Genomic DNA, 19,280 nt, shown 5'->3' on the forward strand with positions numbered 1-19,280 from the left:
CGGTCTAATGGAAATTGGTTTCGGTGTCAGGGTTGTCCAAACAGAAGGGAAAGGCATAGAGAGGCTCGCTAGCCTCTCTATGCCTTTTTAAATAAAGGAATGATTTTCTGTTTCGTCTTGTCATAGATTAATTGGGCATCAAATACCTTGCCACTTTTACTTTTAAAGCCTTTTAATACTTGAGTGGCCTCACCACCTGTTATCTTTTTTACCGAGCGGGCAGAAACCGGCTTTCCGCACCATTTCTTAGGAAGGGTAAAGGAACAAGAACGGGTTGTGCAACCATATTGTTTTTCCAGATCAACGATAGAACCTTCTTGGCAAAGCGGACAAGGAGCGATGGATTTGGCTTCTTCCTTGATAGTGGAGGAACCCTTTTTCTTCTCCGTTTTTTGGTTTTTTGCCGTTGCGGCGACAGTCGGTGCAAGTGGAGGAAAACGCCAAGAACGGGCCTGTTTTTGTGCATGATGAAGCAAGTCTTGACATACTTTCTTTGACTGAGCAATAAAGGGTTCTGCTGCTTTCTCCCCTTTGCCGATTTTCATCAGGTAGGCTTCCCAGGAAGCCGTCATGATGGGAGAGGTAATCAGGTGATCACCAATGGCCTCGATGAGGACACGTCCTTTGGAAGTGACGTAGATCTCATTTTTGTGGGTCTCAATATAGTTGCGCTGTTGCAGCGTATCGATAATGGAGGCGCGAGTAGCTGGTGTGCCGATACTCATTTCTTTCTTCTTGAACTGTTTCTTTTCTTTGTCTTCCAAGTAATCATAGGCATTTTTCATCACATTGATCAGCTGTCCCGCGGTAATGCGTGGTTTTGCTTGTGTCATCTTTTCTTTGACTTCAGCCGATTGAACCTGCCCCTGCTCTCCCTCTTCCAATGGAGGTAGAGAAGTTGTTTCTTGCTCTTCTTTGTTCTTTTTTTCGTCTTTCTTACTCTTTTTTCCTTTGGCTTTTCCGTCCTCTTCGTCCTCTTTCGTTTCTCCTCCGTAGACGACTTTCCAGCCGAGATCCACTAAGACCTTTCCTTTGCTACGAAAAAGAAGGCGATTGTGAACAGCTGTAATCACTTCCGTGGTGTCATAAAGGGCATCAGGATAGAGCGCGGACACCAATCGTTGTGCGATTAACTCATAGATCTTTCGCTCATCTGCACCCAATTTCGTGAGTGTCGGTACTTTTTCTGTTGGTATGATCGCATAATGATCTTCGATCTTTTGTGGATAGCAGTAGCGCTTGTCTTTGTAAAGGTCTGCTGGTGCTTTAGGTGTTGGTAAAAAAGGAGATAATATTCCTTTCTGTTGAAATTGTTTTAGGATAGGAGGAAAGTCATTGATTTCCTCACTAGATACATACGGGCTGTTGGTTCGTGGATAACTGATGTACGATTTTTCATATAAGGATTGTGCGATTTTCAGCGTCTTAGAAGGAGCAAATTTGTAGCGCCGATTGGCCGTTGTTTGCAGGCTGTTTAAGTCAAATAACTTGGGCGGGCGCACGACTTGCCGTTCTTTCTTTACTTCTTTTACTTGTGCGTCTTTATCGAGACAATACGCTTTTACTTTCTCTGCATCTTCGCGCTTATCGAGGCGATCGCTTTTTTCATTAAAGGCTTTTCCCGTATAAATTTTGCCGTTGATATCGAAGGTGGCAAACACTTCGTAAAAAGGGGTGGGAACATGACGTTCGATCGCGATCTCTCGGTCATATAGAAGACGAAGGAGTGCGGTTTGAACTCGTCCGACGGAGAAGACTTCTTTTCCTACGCCCTTTTGTTGGAGGAGAAGGGTATAGGTGCGACTGCCATTCATTCCAATCATCCAGTCAGAGATAGCACGAGCTTGAGCCTCCTCAAATAGGGGATAGGTTTCGCGCCCATCCTTTACATTCATAAACGCTTTTTTTATCGCTGATTCCGTTAGAGAGGAGGTCCACAAACGTTTGATTGGCTTGCGATTTTGTGCGAGAAGCAGAGGAAGGCGGGCAATCGCTTCACCTTCACGCGCCGGGTCGGTGGCGATAATGACCGTATCAATCTTGGCGTCTTGCACGTACTTTTTTATGAGTTGAAAACTATTGGCTTTGTTCTTTTCTACTTTATACTCAAGGCGCTCCGGTAGAATCGGCAATTGTTTGAGGCTCCATCGTTTAAGGGACGGATCAATTTCATGAGGTTCCTTTAAACGAACAATGTGTCCATAACAAGTGACGAAGACAGCTCCCTGTGGAAAGGCAGGACACGGTTTAATTTGGATGGATTCTCTCGACTTTGATTGTATGGGGAAGCAAGCGGCTAGCTTTCGCATCTGGTCTGGTTTTTCTGCAATGACGAGTTTCATGATGGGGTCCTCCTTTCGAAAGGTTAGGTTGTAATACTAGTCTACAATATTCGAGTAGAGAATGGGGAGAGAAAAGAAATGATGTCTGTAGGACTTTCGGGATGGTTTCTGGATCGGCTACACCATTTTCGATAAGATTTTCGTAATAGCCACTCTCAGTATTTGTTGCGAAAGTAAATACCCATTTGACAAATCGGCTTACACGCTTTACAGTAAAAAGAACTAAGATAATCGAATACGATCCAATCTTCTTATCCCGAGAGGTGGAGGGACTGGCCCTTTGAAACCTCGGCAACTACTCTGTAAGGAGTGCTGTGCCAACTCCAGCAAGCGAAACTATTCGCTTGAAAGATAAGAAGAGGAAGCTTATATGTTTATAAACAAGTAAGACGACCTCTTCTTATTCTTTAGAAGGGGTCGTTTCTTTTTGATAGTAACTTGTTGACAAAGGATGGGTCATTTATATGAATCAAACAAAAGGAAGTGCAATTGCTCTCTTACCACTAGCTGTCTTCTTGGTACTATTTGTAGGTTCAGGAATCCTAACAGGAGACTTTTATCAATTACCGGCACTCGTGGCTATTCTACTAGCGGTAGCCACCGCGCTAGTGCTGAATCGGAAGGAAACGTTAACAAATAAGGTCGAGCGGTTGGCGAGAGGAGCAGGCCAAGCGGATATTATCGTAATGGTGTTTATCTTTCTCTTGGCTGGGGCGTTTAGTAGCACAGCAAATGGCATGGGGGCTGTCGATGCGACGGTTAATCTCGCTTTGGCTTGGATTCCGCAAAACCTGATTTTAATCGGTCTTTTTATTATTGGAGCTTTTATCTCGCTCGCAATGGGTACTTCTATGGGAACCATTGCTGCCCTGGCTCCAATCGGGGTGGGTGTTAGTGAACAAACGGATATCACACTGGCACTCGTGATGGCAACGGTCGTGGGAGGAGCCATGTTTGGTGATAATCTCTCCATCATCTCTGACACCACCATTGCGGCCGTGCGGACGCAAAAAACGAAGATGAGCGATAAATTTAAAACAAACTTTTGGATTGTTTTACCGGCTGCAGTCGTGACCATACTGATTTTATTCTTCTTAGGATCAGGAAGCACGTCGGAAGTGGCGGTTGGCGAATATCAGATCATGAAGGTGTTGCCCTATGTCGGTGTCCTAATCGCTGCGGTACTCGGTGTGAACGTGATTGCGGTATTAGCAGGAGGCATTCTACTTTCAGTAGGCATTGGGTGGATCGATGGGAGCTATACGCTTGGGAATGTTGCACAGACGGTTTCAGAAGGGATGGTGAGCATGTCCGAGTTGATCCTGCTTTCCATGCTTATTGGTGGCTTGGTAGAACTGATTCGAGCCAATGGTGGGATGCAGTACTTACTGGAGACGATTCATCGTCGTGTGCGCTCCAAGAAAGGAGCAGAGGCAGGAATTGCGGGTGTCGTCAGTCTTGCTAATGTCGCGACGGCTAATAATACGATTTCGATTCTATTTGCGGGTCCCGTATCAAAAGAGCTAGCTGACACCTATGCTGTGGATCATCGCAAATCAGCAAGTTTGTTGGATATCCTCTCTTGTGCAGTGCAAGGACTTCTTCCCTATGGTGCACAAATGCTATTAGTTGCTGAGACAGCAGGCGTGTCCCCGTTGTCAATCATTCCGTATGCATTTTATCCCGCATTGATTGGTCTATGTGGAATTGCCGCGATCGTTTTCGGCTTTCCTCGATTGGTGAAAAGGGAAGAAAAGAAGTCATCTTCCGCGGTGGTGGTAAATCAATAAAAAGGATTACACACCTCGGATGAAAGCAGACTGCGAGCGTCAGGTTCTCTCGCAATGTGGTGGATGGGCGGTGGCAACTCCTTGGTTGCATGATCGACAGCTCAAAGTCTCTCAAGGAGAAGTCGCTCGTCCCTCTTCCCATTACTCTTAAGGTGAAGTTTCATCCTTATCTTCAAGGGCAGTTATTTCATCTACATGGAGCTAACTCTAAGAAAAAATCGAGAAGAGCGTAACCATGACCGCAAACTTTTTGTAGATAAGATTCTCCTTGTTAAAGGGGAATATGAAAGAAGCCAACCGTACATTAGAAAACAGGTTAAATGGCTGGAGACTTAGAACAGTTACAGCATTCGCAGGAATAAATACATAAGCGGATGAAGGAAATCTGATAAGATGTCGCTAATGAATATAGAAGAGGAAGTGAATAACCTGCAAATTTCGAACTTGGTTTAGGTTATGATTGTGGGTGCTTTCTTGCAAGAGCTATTTTCTTTTACTAGACCAGGTGAGAAGTTTGTCCAATTATTCGAGGAGGAATGAAACCATGACTTCAGAAAGCCATGTTCTTACGCAAAAACAAATTGCAGAGTCATACTCTAATGGCGACTTTGAACTCTCTTTTCCATTTCTATCAGAAACGGTTGAATGGAATGTCGTTGGTGAAAGAACCTTAGTAGGTAAAGAAGCAGTAATAGAAGAATGCAAACAAATTTCGGATTATTTCAAAACGATAACCACCAATTTCACTACATTAAATGTGATTTCCGAAGAAAATCGCGTTGCAGTAAATGGAACAGCTGAATTTATTCGCAATGGTGAACGATTATCTTTTGTTTCAGCCTGTGATGTCTACATTTTTAATGACAAAGATGAACTGCAAAGAATTGATTCTTATTGTATCAAATAGGGCGCTTCGCTTCTCTTGTCAAAAATAATTGTTTATGGATTATAGGGGTGGAAGTGTGGCAAGACAATAAGTGAAGCAGAGTTTACAAGTAATCAAGCTGGTTAGGAAAAAACTCATCCACTAAAATGTAGCGGATGAGTTCTTTCGCTTTATTTCAAAAGGAATTTCTCTACTTTATGTACCGCTCTCTACACCTTTCTTAAATGAATCTGGGAGATGGAATGGTCACGGGCTTTCTTCATAATAATATCTCCTCGGCTTTTGGTCGGCTCGATATTCTCTTTCAAGTTGACATAATTTACCCGTCTCCACACATCCGTCGCAATGCCTTCGGCTTCTTCGTCAGAGAGAGAAGAAAACCGATGAAAATAGGATTTCTCGTCACTGAAGGAAGTGGCACGTAGCTTTTTGAAGCGTTCTATGTACCAAGCATGAAGGTCCTCTTCGGCAGCATCGACATAGATGGAAAGGTCGAAGAAATCGGATACAAATACACTGGGAAGTGTTCCATCGTTAGCCTGAGGAACTTGTAAGACATTGATTCCTTCTACGATCACGATGTCGGGTCGGTAAATGCGCTGTTTCTCCTCTTGGAGAACATCGTATACGAGGTGGGAATAGAGCGGGACGGACACCTCTTCACCTGAGCCCGATTTCAGCTGATCTAAGCAGGCAATCAACGAGGGTAGATCAAAGCTCTCGGGGAATCCTTTTCTCTCCATCAATCCCTTTTCTTCTAATACAGCGTTGGGATACAAAAATCCATCGGTTGTGATAATCTCTACTTGTGGGTGATTGGGCCAGCGGGAGAGAAGGGCTCGGATGATTCGTGCCGTGGTACTCTTTCCGACAGCCACACTTCCAGCAATTCCAATGATGTAAGGGACTTTGCGTGTACTGCGTGCGAAGAAATTGTCGGTGACGGCATGCAGTTGTTGTGACGCCGTTGTGTAGAGATTAATAAGGCGTGTTAATGGGAGATAGATATTTTCTACCTCCGTGATGGAAACGGATTCATTAATCCCACGTAGTTCATCCAGATCCGCCTCGGTTAATGTCATCGGTGTATGAAAACGTAAATTTGCCCAATCCTCTTTTGAAAAAGTTAAGTATGGTGAAAATGATTGCTTCATCTTTCCTCCCTAAAGACGCGTGTGACATGTTATCTGAATAAGTCTTTTCTTGTATTGTCCGAAAGTTTTGTTATAGAAGATGGATCATCTCATCGTAGTATGAATGATGATAGGAAATGTATGCAAGAGGATCCAACTTGCCCAAGTACGTATTTCTACTCCCACTTATCATAAACTTCTATTCTTGATGCGTCTACCTGGATTGTTAAAACGGCAACAGCAATGAGAAAATGAATACAGAGATGGGTCACAGGATCTAGTAGAATCGGTGTTCCTAAAGATAATCGATCCCCAATAGGGTTCCTCCATCATAAGATGAAACATCGAGCTTTTCACACCCAGATTGTGGCCCCAAATGTGCTCGTGAGCAAACTGAATTCGTCTTAACATAATAGGCGGCTTTAGGCTTGTCTACAAGGAAAAAGGTGGAGAGATTCTCTCCACCTTTTTTCAGGACGATTGCAACGCAAAGGCTTCTGCGACCAACTGATAGGATCGGAGCTTCGCCTCAAATTCATGCGTGATCGTTACCAGCATGAATTCGTCGGTAGCGTATTCTTCCTTCAATTGTAGCAGACGCTCTTTTACCTGTTCTTTCGTGCCAACAATCATGCGGTTTCGATTACGTTCTAAGATGAAGCGGTCCATTGTAGAGTAGGGGTAGTTCTGCGCATCTTCAATGGAAGGGATTCCTTGCTCTCCGCCCATGCGCATTCCTTTCTCTAATAGAAGAAGAGCCAAGTCCAATGAACTTGCTTGTCTCTCGGCTTCTTCTGCCGTTTCTGCACAGATGACAAAAATCGCTAGCAAGGTTTGCGGGGAGGAGTTGACGACTGTAGGACGGAAATGTTTCACATAATCTTTTACGACTTTCGCTCCACCGGCTCCATTAATAAATTGTGCAAAGGCGTAACCGATGCCTCGTTCGGCTGCGAGTCTGGCGCTTCCTCCGCTGGACCCCAAAAGCCACATTTCGGGGGAGCTCTCTAACACGGGAGTAGCCATTAAGCCAGGAAAGCGATGTTTTTCATCGGCTTGGTCAGATAAGTAAGTGATAAGGTCATCTAACTGTTCGGGGTAGCGGTCTCGATCATGCTTCCGCCCTTCTTGCAAAGCGCGCGTTGCCAGGGGCATACCACCAGGAGCGCGTCCGACTCCGAGGTCAATGCGATGAGGATAAAGTCCTTCTAGTACCTTGAAATTTTCTGCTACTTTATATGCGCTATAGTGAGGGAGCATCACACCACCTGATCCAACGCGCAGTTGTTTTGTTGTGGCTGCGAGATGGCTAATCAGTACTTCTGGACTGGAGCCGGCCAGGCTAGGCGAATAGTGGTGCTCGGATACCCAGAAGCGGTGGTACCCCAGGCGGTCTGCTTCTTGTGCTAATCGGCGGGTATCGGTAAGTGCTTCCGCGGCTGTTTTTCCTGCGGGGATAGGTGTTTGGTCTAGTATGCTAAGTTTTATCATGATTTCACCTCAAAGGATAAGTTGAAAGACGTCCCTTTATTTTTCCCATTCGGTAGTAAGACAAAACCAAAGGGATCGATTCCTTCCGTAAGCGATGGAAAGCTTGGAACGATCGGATATACTTAGTAATTGAGGATTAGACAAACCATCGTACTGAGAGGAAAATCATGGTGATAAACGAACAAACATTCCACAGTAGAGACCTAACCTATACGATTCGATGTGCCACTCATGAAGATGCAGAAGCAATGTCTAATTTACGGGTGCAGATTGATGGTGAAACAGAAAATATGGACAGAGAGAAAGGAGAAGCATTCATTGATCGAGAGGGGTTTGAAGAGGTTATAAAAGAAGATCGGGCTAATCCCAAAAACTTATTTTTAGTTGCGACTGTTCAGGAGCAGATCGTAGGGTACGCGAGATGTGCAGGCCATTCGTTAATGCGATTTTCACATAAAGCGGAATTTGGTGTGGGTGTACTACAGGAGTTTTGGGGATATGGCATCGGAAAAAACCGACTAAAAGAGTCCATTGTGTGGGCTGATGCCAATGGATTAAAGAAGATGTCACTATCTGTTGTAGAAACCAATGAGAAGGCTGTTAAGTTGTATGAAACGATGGGCTTTGAAGTTGAAGGTGTACTAAAAAACGATCGCATACTCTCGGATGGTAAGTATTACAACACGGTTGTTATGGGTAGATGTTGTGGATGATGCGTTAATCGCCTAATACCTTGAAAGAAAAGAGATAGCAAAGAAGAGTGCTTCCTTCTTTGCTAAGAGGTTGATGGACCGACGCCCTATATTCTTGATCAGACACTCTGGGATGTGGTTAAGAAAAAGGAGATGAAAAATCTTAATGAAAGGGAGCGTACCTGTCTAGTGTGTGATACACATCATGATCGAGACAAGTACAATTTCCGGAACATCTAGAATGACGGAAAGCCGATTCATTGCAATCGAGTAAACCGTCTAAGATTGGAATACATCTGTCACTATACATAATCTCCTCTATTTATGTGTGGGGAAGAGTGTCAAAGTTCCACTTCTACCACTTCGTCTATCTCCTCTAGCTGTCGAAGATTCTCTATGCCTTCGCTCGTCACCGGTCGATCCATTGTTAACATCATAATGGCAGGACCTCCACGATCTCTGCGCCCTACTTGCATCGTTGCAATGTTTATCTCCAACTCTCCTAAGAGTGAACCAACTCGCCCGATTGCACCAGGTCGATCATGATGATGGATAAAGAGCAGGTGACCAGAGGGAGCGACATCGATCGCATATTGGTCCACTTTGGTAAAACGTGCTCCCAATCCATTTAATAAGGTTCCGGCGACAGTATGTTGTTGGTGATTGCTTCCTATTTCTACGGAAATCTGATTGGTAAATCCATGGCGTAGGGATGTTTTTTGTTCGGTGACCACAATCCCACGTTGTTCTGCGATAAGGGGGGCATTGACGTCGTTGATCGCGTCCAAGTGAGGAGAAAGCACCCCTTTAAGCACAATACGGGTGAGATAGGATGTGTCCCATTCTGTCAATTCTCCGGCAAAAGATAATGTGATCCGCGTGGGAGCACCGTGACAGATTTGCGTTGCGAATCGACCCAATTTCTCTGCTAACTCTTGATAGGGAAGGATCTTTTCCCGTAGATCGGCAGGGAGGGAAGGCAGATTAATGGCATTGCGAAAGGGTTGATCACGTAAAATATGAATCATTTCCTGGCACACATCGATGGCTACATTTTCTTGCGCTTCCGCAGTAGATGCCCCGAGATGAGGAGTTGCAATCACCTGTGGGTAGCGAAAGAGGGGATGCGCTTGTGGTGGTTCCGTCTCATAAACATCTAAGGCGATACCAGCCACACGTCCTGTTTGTATTGCTTCTTCCACTGCTTGTTCGTCGATAATGCCACCTCGTGCGCAATTAATGATCCGGACTCCGGTTTTCATTTGCGCTAGCGCATCACGGTTAATGAGATGATGAGTCGCTTTGGTAAGGGGAGTGTGAACACTAAGAAAGTCCGCTTGCGCAATCACTTCGTCAAAATCTGCTTTTCGTATGCCAAGTTTCTGTGCACGTTCCGCTGTGAGATAAGGATCAAAAGCGAGTACTTCCATCTGAAATGCTTTTGCGCGCTTGGCTAATTCGGAGCCAACCCGCCCGGCGCCAATAATACTGAGTACCTTTCCCTTTAATTCGGTTCCGGTAAATCGTTTGCGTTTCCATTCCCCTAAGATGGTGGAACCGTGTGCTTGAGGTATATTGCGTGCTAAGGAGATGAGAAGGGCGAAGGCATGCTCAGCGGTGGAGATTGTGTTGCCATCCGGCGCATTGATGACAATAATTCCACGCTGGGTGGCAGCATCGATGTGAATATTATCGATGCCAACTCCCGCACGTCCAATTGCTTTGAGACGAGTTGCTTTTTGCAATAGCTCAGCCGTTACCTGGGTTTGACTACGCACCAGTAAAGCATCCGCCGTGGAGATGGCATTTTCTAGTTCCTCTGGAGTGAGATCATATCTTTGGATGACGCGAATGTCCTTCTCCTTTTCAAATTGAGCCAAACCTTGTGGACTAAGTGGGTCTGTAACCAATACTTCATACATGGTTGATTGCCTCCTCGGCTGCTTGGATTGCGATACCGTGTAATTTATTCGGTGTTAGATGTGTAAGTGCCATCTCGACTGCTGCTAGTACGGGGAAGAGGTCCATCGGATCGCAATAACCCATGTGTCCAATGCGAAAAATCTCACCTTTTAGTTGCTTCTGTCCTCCTGCAACCAAGATACCGTGTTCTTTTAAATAGGCACGAATGGCTTCCGAATCGACCTCGTCTGTCCCCCTCACTGCGGTAACGGTGGGAGAGGAGAAAGCTTCCTCTGCTAGTAAGGGGAGGTGAAGCGATTCAATTCCACGACGCGTCATCTCCCTCATTTGTTCATGACGACGAACGACGTGTTCTAATCCTTCTTCTTCTAACATCGTTAAAGCGGCATCCAAGCCAAATAATAGTGAAACCGCGGGAGTATAGGGGGTACTCCCTTTCTCCATCTGTTCATAGTAGGTGACGAGGTTTAGAAAGAAGCGAGGGTTTTTCTGTTTCTTCATCTGTGTCTGAGCACGCTGGCTAGCCGCGAGAAAAGCAAGCCCTGGAGGTAACATCAACGCTTTCTGCGAACCCGTTACCAAAACGTCAACGCCCCATTCATCCATCTGACAGTGGAGTGCACCCAAGCAGCTGACTCCGTCTACGATGACAAGTGCTTCTGACTTTTGCCGGATAAGATGAGTGAGTTCACGGATGGGATTGAGCACACCAGTAGATGTCTCACAATAGGTGAGAAAAACAGCACGTACATGGGGATGTTGTTTCAAAAAGGGTTCCAGCACCTCGGGTGTACAAGCACTTCCCCAAGGAAGGTCGAGACGATGAGTAGGAATTTGATAGCTATTTAATATATTGGCAAAGCGATCGCCGAAGTTGCCTGTTACTACAACAGCAGCTTCCTCATCCGGACCTACGCAATTGATAGCCGCCGCTTCCAAAGCGGCTGTTCCACTCCCACTAAGGATTAATACCTCTTCATTCGTCCCAAAGAAAGGGCGTAAGCGCCTACTGGTTTGTTGAATGAGCTGACTACAGGCTTCACTGCGATGCCCAATCATAGGGCGATTCATGGCATGCTGAACCTGAGGGGGAATGGGGGTCGGTCCAGGGATGCGTAAATTCATTTTTTCTGGGATGAGCATGTTGTTGTCCTCCTTGTCGAGGTAAATCGAGCTGAAGAAATAAAAAAAGTCCCTCGTCCCTCACACGAAGATAAATACCTTCGTGTGAGGGACGAGAGACCTCGTGGTGCCACCCTCATTTGCTATAGACTTACGCCTACAACCTTAGTGGAGGATTGCTCCTCCTCTTTGTTAACGGAAAGACCGGACCTGCTTACTGGTAGATTTCAGCGGGTCGACTCCGGAGTGGACAGAAACCTTTGACCGCCGGTTTACAGCAACCACCGGCTCTCTGAGGGTTCAATAGGACTCTTACTCTCCATCAACGTCATAATGATCGATTCAATTTACATTTCGCACTATTAAGCGATTTGTGATTTTTATCACTTTAACATGGAAGAGTGAAGAAAGTCAATGGTGATTGGCATAAAAATTGCAACTCCGAAAGGAAGAGGGTGGGAAGAATAGAAGATGTGAAAATTGTATACATGTGGACCACGTGTGAGATGAGTTTCTATAAAGGAACATTCCAGACTATCAGGTGGGTATGAGGGATGCGAACGGAAATGATGTACTCATCCGGATAGCCCGAAAGGAGAGCATAAAAACCGAGATAACATGAACAGGGGAATTAGAAAATCCATTCACTGTCCCTGAGACGATACAAAAGAAGCTAGTACTTCAATATTTTATTTAGTCATTGATCTCATTCAAATAGTCGCCAAATCGAAGTTCAAAATCTCCGGGTTGACCTAACCCCATTTTTAGAGCGGTAGGGATTCTTTTTTGTGCTCCTTCCCAAGCGGCTGCGGAACGGAATATTTTTAGGGTTTCTAATAAGTCCCCAATATTAGGAAGACCATTGCGATTCATTAATCTCTTTGCCTCGCTTAATGCTTGTTTATCAAACGATGCCAAACGACGGGCAAAGCGATCAACAAATGAGTCCAATTCATTATCTGGAATCGCTCGATTAATCCAACCGTAGCGTTCCGCTAATTCCGCATTAAAATCTTCACCACCCAAGACAATTTCCAGAGCTCGAGCACGTCCCACTAATAAAGAAAGCCTCTCTATACCGCCACCTCCAGGTATTACCCCGGTGCCTACCTCCGGTTGACCAAGAATCGCTTTTTCTATACTTGCAAATCTCATGTCACAAACAAGGGAAAATTCACTCCCCACGCCACGAGCTCTGCCTCTGATTTTCGCGATACTAACTACAGAAGATTTTTCTAATCGAGTAGCGATATCGATAAACGCTGGTAACTCTGAGGCAATCGGTTTGTCCACTTTTTCTGCTGCGCGGGCAACATCAAAATGAGCGAGGAAATAATCCTCATTAGCACTTTCAAAAACAAGGACTTTCACCTCCGCATCATGCTCCACCTGATCCAGTAGGTCCAATAGATCAGTATAGGTATCGGCGTTCACCAGATTTAGAGGAGGGTTATTAAATACAACGCACCAGTACTGAGGGGTCTTTTTATTGATTTTAATATGGTTCAAATTTTATACCTCCAAAACGATGTTTTGATGAAATGATCGTTATTCAATTATGGTGTCTGTTGGTCAAAAGCTAATCTCACCAATACTGTTAAATTATATACACATCAGAGAAAGGAAGATTTGCGCAAAATACAACATTTATCACGGTCTCGAGATTCATATATCCTTAATTTTTTCGGATAGAGGAGAGGTTATTCTGTGATATGATAGGGTCAGAGAACGTTTGATAGAGGGGAGGAACGCGGGGATGAGTATCGCTGTGGATACCTCTTCTTTACTACGAGGATTAAATGAAAGCCAACAGCGAGCGGTTACCCATTCTTTTGGCCCGGTGGCTGTTTTTGCTGGTCCCGGAAGTGGGAAGACGACTGTACTTACTAGGCGGGTTGCCTATCTATTGGCAAATGGTTTTCAACCGGAGAAGATGATGGTGGTGACGTTTACCAAGGCGGCGGCTGATGAAATGAAGGAGCGACTGGTTCCGTTGATTGGAAGCCAGGTACATCGGCTGATGATTGGTACCTTTCATTCTATTTATCTTAAGATATTCCGCCAACTAGGGTACTCGTCGCCGGATCTGATCGGGGAAGAGAGGCAGCGGACCTGGTTACGCCAAATCTTGTTGGAGGCGGATCTTCCGGCTGAAGATGATGAAGTGCAAACCCTTATCCATCGTATCGGGCTCTGTAAAAGTCATCGCATCTATCCAGAATCGCTCCAAGTAAAGAAAAAAGAGAATGTGCGTTTTGGAGAGCTGTACCAAGCGTATGAAGATCGCAAAACAAGAGAGCGTGTGTGGGATTTTGATGACATACTCGTTCGCTTTCTATCTGTGCTGAAGCAATCTTCCACATGGGTACCTACCTACGATGTTGTGCTAGTAGATGAATTTCAAGACGTGAACAAGGTGCAATTTGAAGCCCTACAAGGCTTGGTGTCGGAGCACCATCATCTATTTGTCGTCGGGGATGATGATCAATCGATCTATGGGTTTCGGGGAAGCGATCCCAAGTGGATGTTGGAGATGGAGCGGATTTTTCCTCAATGTCAAAAAATCGTGTTGTCTACCAACTACCGTAGTAGCGACCCTATCATTAGTCTGAGCCAACGTCTTATTCATCGAAATCAGGAGAGACAGGAGAAGCGGTTAACGGGGACGGATCAAGAAGGAGCGAAACCCGTGTGGCTTACACCAGCAGACGAAGAGGAAGAAGCCAATCAACTGCTATCCTATATAGAAGAAGGGATGCAGACCGCTGTGTTATATCGTAGCGGAACCCAAGCACGTGCCTTGATTGATGCCCTCGTTCAACAAGACATCCCGTTCTCCGTTTCTAGTGGAGATGCTTGGTTTTATCAGCAGTGGCAGGTGCGAGATCTTCTCGCCTATCTTCAGTTAGCAGAGAATCCAGATCACCGAATGGCGCTAAAGCGGATTATGAATAAACCGAAACGATATCTAGTAGGTGAGGAATGGATTGAGACTGCCATTTTGCTGGCGCATGAGAAGAAAAAGTCTCTAATAGAGGTGTTACCGGATCTACCTGGGTTAAAGGTGTACCAACAGCGTACTCTGCGAAAGCTAACGAGTGAGATCAAGCAATTAGCTCAAGTGCAACGCGCGAGTGATAAGCTCTCCTTCATTCGTCATCATATTGGCTACGATCGCTTCTTGCGTGATTTTGCCAAACATGCCAGTCAAGATGCGACTGGATTATTGGAACCGGTTGAGGAGCTTTCGCTGGCGGCAACTCGTTTCCATGATGGACAAGCACTTTTGCAGCATGTAGAAAAAGTGAAACAAGCGGTTCGTAATCCACGCGGAGTACCGACGCTCCATTTGATGACCTTTCATAGAGCAAAAGGACTAGAGTTTGAACGAGTGATTTTGATTGGTCTGCATGCGATGACGATTCCTCACCGCAGAAGCCTCGATGTACCGGAAGCGAAGAAGCGGGGGGCATGGGAAGAAGAGCGGCGCCTGCTCTATGTTGGGTTGACACGTGCACAATCTGAGCTCATTCTTTCCATCAGCCGGAGCCGTCAAGGAAAGCGGGTAGCTCCTTCTCCTTTTATGAAGGAACTGGGTTGGATTGATCCTGAAGCGATAGAAAAGGAAGAGGGAAAAGAAAGGGTAAGGCAGGGAGCCACACAGAGCATAAGAAGACGATCCTCGACCACTCCCTATCAGGATGAACAGCCCCATCAAAAATTTGCTCATGAAGAAATTGAAGTGGGATCAACCCTTCATCATACCCGCTGGGGAAGCGGACAAGTGATGAAAATTGAGTTTATCACGGGGTTGACAGCAGGGCGCAACGTGGCAGTAAACTTTGTCGATGGTCAAAAGAGTATTCACTATGAGCTTTCACGCCAGCTAGGCCTTCTAAAAAGCGATTTGGATTTAGAATGAAAGGAAGAAGAATATGCGTACGATTGATGTAGCAACGATTGAAACACAACGAAACGAGCTATTACAACACCCTGTGTATCAAGCAATGACCAGTCCTGAGCGTGTGAAGGTATTTATGAAGTATCATGTGTTCGCTGTATGGGATTTCATGACATTACTAAAACGTCTCCAACAGGATTTTACCCGTATCACTCTTCCCTGGCTTCCTATGCAAGAGACGAGCTATGCGCGCTTTATTAATGAGATCGTTTTGGAAGAAGAGACAGATGAAGATGGCGAGGGAGGATATATAAGTCACTTTGAACTGTACTTGCGGGCGATGGAAGAGGTAGGAGCGGATAGTGAACCGATCAATCTGTTCCTTTCTGCTCTGCAAAAAGGAGAGAGCTTGGAAGCAGCGAGTGGCCATCTGCCAGAAGTGGTCACCGCTTTTATCGCTCACCATGTAGAGTTAGCCAAGACGGGTCAGTCCCATGAAGTAGCGTCGGCTTTCTTCTATGGTCGAGAGGGGCTTATTCCTGACATGTTCACTGTTTTAGTCGAGGGTATGAAACAAAGTGGGCTATCTGTTAAGTGGCTACCCTACTATTTGGAGCGCCACATTGAACTCGATCAAGATGAGCATGGTCCTCTAGCGGAGAAACTTCTTACCTCCCTATGTGGAGAGGATACTACTCGTGGCGAAGATGCGGAAAAGGTGGCACTAGCCTCGTTAGCCATGCGGATTCAGCTATGGGACGGTGTGATGCGGGAGATTGAGGCAAAGGGATTGTGAGGAGGATGATCCTCCTCTATTAGGTTATTTATTCTCCTAATAAAGTGGGCTATCTTTATAAGATGAGGATAGAATGGGATGAAGTTGATGGAGATTAATGATTTTTATGTTGGTTGGGGGACATTAGCATTGATCAATGGTGGGCTGGCTCAAGGAAAGAATCGCTCCGGTCTTAATTGGTTCTTATTATCGCTTCTATTAGGTCCTATTGCTACGGCGATATTATTGTGTATGGATAAACTTCCAGGCAGCTAAGAGATGAATATCGGATATTACTTACTACAACAGCCAATAGATATCCTCTATTGGCTGTTGTAGTATTCATTTTGTTGTATAGTGAAGAGGTGAAAAAGAAAGGGAGGTCTTACACTCTCCTCTTAACGCCGATGAAATTGCGATGCGGCTTGTGTGTTTCCTAAGCTCATCAATTGGTCGAATGCGCGCTTATTATGTTGAATGGATGGATGGTTAGGGTTAAACTCATAAGCGCGATCAATATGGTACTTCGCTTTTTCGGGCTGGCCCAAGCGGTCATAACAGATGCACAATTTGAGGTGTGGATACCAGGTCCATAAGTCATTTTCTACATTGCCGTAGCTGTGTTGTGGCTTCGTTAGTTTGAATACTTGCTCAAACCAAAAGATAGCCTCTCGATACCCCCCATCATCCATGAAGTAGCTACCAATGCGGCAACACGCCTCTGCTTGGGGGAGATCATACTTAAAGGTCTTTAACGCATACATTAGGGCTTGCTCACGCTCGTGTAGACGGTAGTAACTGACTGCCGTCGCCAAACAAGCATATATATAACCTTCCTTCCATCCTTTATCATCGATGAGAAATTGCGAATAGACTTGGGTAGCTTCCTCATAAAAGCCATGGTTGACTAATTCTTTACCATAATGATATTGATCCACTGGTGAAAAGGTACTGCCTTTGGAAATATGCATGCGGTAAATGTTGAGGTTGCGCTCAGATTGCTCTCTTTCTTTCAAATGATGAATGGCGATATCGCTGTGGAATGTGTTTCCAAATACATCTAAATACTCGTGTACAAAGCCGATCCATTTAAAATTGCATGATCGACGCACGAGGCGGTTGCGTCGTTGACTCGTAGCGATGTTGCCATGTTCGTCGAAGGATGTATGATAAGCCATACTGACAATATCCGTAGTAGGTTCAATGGAGTGCTTGATATGCATCAATTTTTGATAATCCGTTGCGGGTAAGACATCGTCTGCATCCAACCACAAGATAAAATCTTTGGTAGCTAAGCTGAAAGCATAATTGCGTGCGGCTGAAAAGTCATCAATCCAGGTAAACTGATGAATCTGATCTGAAAATTTCGCAATGATTTCTTTCGTGCGGTCGGTGGAACCGGTATCTACGATGATCCACTCATCTACGATTCCTTCAACGGAACGAAGGCAGCGCTCTAAGACGTCTTCTTCATTTTTCACGATCATGCAAAGGCTAATACTGATCTTTTTGTCTATGGCGGAAAGTTGATTGTTGTTTTCTTTTTTATATTCATAAAGTTTAGCTATATCACTTGTGCGAATAAGAGGGAAGGCAGGATGATGAGTATCCACGTACATAGAAATGCCACATTGCCGTGCGTTGTGGCTGAAGCAATCATCTTCATTTTTGACCAAGGGACTGTGAGTGGGGGAGAATGTGACGCCTTTGTCTATCGCATTCTTTTGAATGAGTATGCATCCACCAACACGATCGACAGGATAGACACCCGGTTGCTGAAGACGCGCATGAAAAGCAGGTTCATCTTGCTTCTCCCTGTAGCTCCATACCTGAGGAACGGGAGAAGGGTGTTCCTCTGTTTGTATCCAAAAAACAGGAGATATGATGTCTTTGTTCGCTTGTAAGAGTAATTTGAGCGTATAAGGATGAAGGATCAGGTTGGGAAGAAGGATGAGCAGATAATCGTACCCTTCCTCTTGCGCATACTGTAAGAACGCATTTTTTATTTGGTACAATTCTAGTTGTGGTTGTTGATTCCATCGCGGACAGGGGCGAGGTTTGCTTATATGTACATTTTCAGCACGTGTTCGAAATTCTGCTAAGAGTAGGCTCGATTCTTGATCAGTATTGAGATCACTAAAAAGATAGTCAACCTGACAACCCGCTGAATCCAATTCGAAAAGGGAGAGGAAAAATTCGCGCATCGGACCGGGGGAGAGATGGATCGGGCTTGCGATTAATAGTCGCTTTTCTTTCATGGAGGGTTCCTTCCTTTCCCCTTAAATGGTTCATCAGCATTATATGTGAAGGCACATGCGTTTTATGTTTATGAGGAAATCGTTTTTTTTGTGGGGAGAAGGCGGTCACTTCTGGTTGTTGCCAGACAAATGATAAGAAGCTTCATGAATAAAGGCTTTGTAAGGGAAGCCTCACAAAGCCTTTATTATAGAGATTATTTAGCTGTTGTTTGCTTGGTAACGCTGAACGCTATCTTCGTAAAGCTTTTGCGCTACGTCGGCACCTTTCCAGCCCTCAATGATGGTTTTTTTGTTCTCCAGATCTTTGTATACAGTAAAGAAGTGCTCAATCTCTTTTAAAACATGAGGAGCAACATCTTCTAGTGTGTGAACTTCGCTCCACCGTGGGTCTTCTGTAGGAACAGCGAGTAGCTTTTCGTCTTTTCCTTTATCATCGGACATCATCAATACTCCGATCACTCGGCTCGAAATGACGCAACCAGGGAAGGTAGGGAAGCTGGTGAGAACCAAGATATCCAGTTCATCGCCATCTTCAGCTAATGTATGATGTAGGTGCCCATATTCTGTTGGATAATGCATAGGAGAATAAAGGACGCGGTCCAAGCGAAAAGCTCCGATTTCGCTATCATATTCGTATTTGTTTTGACTCCCGGTAGGGATTTCGACGATGGCATCGACGATGAGTTCTTGGTTGGTCATAAGTGACAGACCTCCTTAAGTAGTAGTGACGCACCCTATGTATAGAAAGGATGAACCAATCCTATTGTATTCTCTTCGCGCACAAGAATCAATAAGATAAGCCGTTGGTTAATCGACGATTGGGTGAGTGATGGCAACATTTGTTGTATTAGCTCAAACAAAGAAAGTCAGACAAAAAAAGTCGCCCTTCTTCATCTGACTACTCATAATTCTTCGCATTGTAGTTTTTCTCAATTATTAAGACTGTCAGAACGATTGCCTACTGGAT

Annotated in this window: 15 protein-coding genes, 1 riboswitch and 1 other annotated feature; of the genes, 7 read left to right on the forward strand and 8 right to left on the reverse strand. The window is 45.0% G+C overall.

The annotated features are described in order from the left end of the window. Nucleotides 1-77 precede the first annotated feature (77 nt). Nucleotides 78-2,342 carry a type IA DNA topoisomerase gene (locus AC6RGY_RS04855; RefSeq protein ID WP_499860100.1) on the reverse strand — a complete coding sequence of 755 codons (2,265 nt, stop codon included), beginning with the start codon at nucleotides 2,340-2,342 and terminating at the stop codon, nucleotides 78-80. 248 nt (nucleotides 2,343-2,590) lie between these two features. Beyond that, a riboswitch (SAM riboswitch) is annotated at nucleotides 2,591-2,700 on the forward strand. Nucleotides 2,701-2,806: 106 nt separating this feature from the next. On the opposite strand from AC6RGY_RS04855, the gene AC6RGY_RS04860 reads away from it, so the two are divergent. From AC6RGY_RS04860 to AC6RGY_RS04870, 3 genes are all read left to right on the forward strand, one after another. Continuing rightward, complete coding sequence (locus tag AC6RGY_RS04860; protein WP_499860101.1) at nucleotides 2,807-4,132, forward strand: Na+/H+ antiporter NhaC family protein; 1,326 nt, start codon at nucleotides 2,807-2,809, stop codon at nucleotides 4,130-4,132. Nucleotides 4,133-4,151: 19 nt separating this feature from the next. Further along, nucleotides 4,152-4,283: a hypothetical protein gene (locus AC6RGY_RS04865; protein ID WP_499860102.1), complete on the forward strand. Its 132-nt coding sequence runs from the start codon at nucleotides 4,152-4,154 to the stop codon at nucleotides 4,281-4,283. A 393-nt stretch (nucleotides 4,284-4,676) separates the two neighbouring features. Then, on the forward strand, nucleotides 4,677-5,039 hold the full coding sequence (locus AC6RGY_RS04870) for a nuclear transport factor 2 family protein (protein WP_499860104.1): 363 nt from the start codon (nucleotides 4,677-4,679) through the stop codon (nucleotides 5,037-5,039). A gap of 188 nt (nucleotides 5,040-5,227) precedes the next feature. On the opposite strand, the gene coaA is transcribed toward AC6RGY_RS04870, so the two are convergent. Both coaA and AC6RGY_RS04880 read right to left on the reverse strand, forming a co-directional pair. Next, nucleotides 5,228-6,172, reverse strand: coding sequence for a type I pantothenate kinase (coaA, locus tag AC6RGY_RS04875; RefSeq protein ID WP_499860106.1), 945 nt, complete (start codon nucleotides 6,170-6,172; stop codon nucleotides 5,228-5,230). 450 nt (nucleotides 6,173-6,622) lie between these two features. Next, complete coding sequence (locus tag AC6RGY_RS04880) at nucleotides 6,623-7,642, reverse strand: LLM class flavin-dependent oxidoreductase (protein WP_499860108.1); 1,020 nt, start codon at nucleotides 7,640-7,642, stop codon at nucleotides 6,623-6,625. Nucleotides 7,643-7,809: 167 nt separating this feature from the next. On the opposite strand from AC6RGY_RS04880, the gene AC6RGY_RS04885 reads away from it, so the two are divergent. Next, entirely contained in the window at nucleotides 7,810-8,355 is a 546-nt protein-coding gene (locus tag AC6RGY_RS04885) for a GNAT family N-acetyltransferase (RefSeq protein WP_499860110.1), read from the forward strand. A gap of 320 nt (nucleotides 8,356-8,675) precedes the next feature. Here AC6RGY_RS04885 and serA read toward each other — a convergent pair whose 3' ends face one another. The 3 genes from serA to AC6RGY_RS04900 form a co-directional block, all read right to left on the reverse strand. Further along, a complete protein-coding gene (serA, locus tag AC6RGY_RS04890) occupies nucleotides 8,676-10,256 on the reverse strand; it encodes a phosphoglycerate dehydrogenase (RefSeq protein ID WP_499860111.1) in 1,581 nt (526 codons plus the stop codon). After that, nucleotides 10,249-11,400 carry a pyridoxal-phosphate-dependent aminotransferase family protein gene (locus AC6RGY_RS04895; protein WP_499860113.1) on the reverse strand — a complete coding sequence of 384 codons (1,152 nt, stop codon included), beginning with the start codon at nucleotides 11,398-11,400 and terminating at the stop codon, nucleotides 10,249-10,251. The genes serA and AC6RGY_RS04895 overlap by 8 nt, the downstream gene beginning before the upstream one ends. Before the next feature lie 84 nt (nucleotides 11,401-11,484). Continuing rightward, nucleotides 11,485-11,714 (reverse strand) — a binding site (T-box leader). 358 nt (nucleotides 11,715-12,072) lie between these two features. Further along, nucleotides 12,073-12,888: an enoyl-CoA hydratase/isomerase family protein gene (locus AC6RGY_RS04900; RefSeq protein WP_499860115.1), complete on the reverse strand. Its 816-nt coding sequence runs from the start codon at nucleotides 12,886-12,888 to the stop codon at nucleotides 12,073-12,075. A gap of 247 nt (nucleotides 12,889-13,135) precedes the next feature. Between AC6RGY_RS04900 and AC6RGY_RS04905 the strand changes: the two genes are divergently transcribed. The 3 genes from AC6RGY_RS04905 to AC6RGY_RS04915 all read left to right on the forward strand — a co-directional run bounded on the left by AC6RGY_RS04905 (nucleotide 13,136) and on the right by AC6RGY_RS04915 (nucleotide 16,331). Beyond that, nucleotides 13,136-15,301, forward strand: coding sequence for an ATP-dependent helicase (locus AC6RGY_RS04905; RefSeq protein ID WP_499860117.1), 2,166 nt, complete (start codon nucleotides 13,136-13,138; stop codon nucleotides 15,299-15,301). Between the two features lie 13 nt (nucleotides 15,302-15,314). After that, complete coding sequence (locus AC6RGY_RS04910) at nucleotides 15,315-16,076, forward strand: DUF3050 domain-containing protein (RefSeq protein ID WP_499860119.1); 762 nt, start codon at nucleotides 15,315-15,317, stop codon at nucleotides 16,074-16,076. An 87-nt stretch (nucleotides 16,077-16,163) separates the two neighbouring features. Beyond that, nucleotides 16,164-16,331, forward strand: a complete 168-nt coding sequence (locus AC6RGY_RS04915) for a hypothetical protein (RefSeq protein WP_499860121.1) — start codon at nucleotides 16,164-16,166, stop codon at nucleotides 16,329-16,331. A 122-nt stretch (nucleotides 16,332-16,453) separates the two neighbouring features. On the opposite strand, the gene AC6RGY_RS04920 is transcribed toward AC6RGY_RS04915, so the two are convergent. After that, entirely contained in the window at nucleotides 16,454-18,313 is a 1,860-nt protein-coding gene (locus AC6RGY_RS04920; protein ID WP_499860123.1) for a glycosyltransferase, read from the reverse strand. A gap of 198 nt (nucleotides 18,314-18,511) precedes the next feature. Beyond that, nucleotides 18,512-19,012 carry an inorganic diphosphatase gene (locus AC6RGY_RS04925; protein WP_499860124.1) on the reverse strand — a complete coding sequence of 167 codons (501 nt, stop codon included), beginning with the start codon at nucleotides 19,010-19,012 and terminating at the stop codon, nucleotides 18,512-18,514. Nucleotides 19,013-19,280: the final 268 nt, after the last annotated feature.

The organism is Mechercharimyces mesophilus (genome assembly GCF_059818345.1).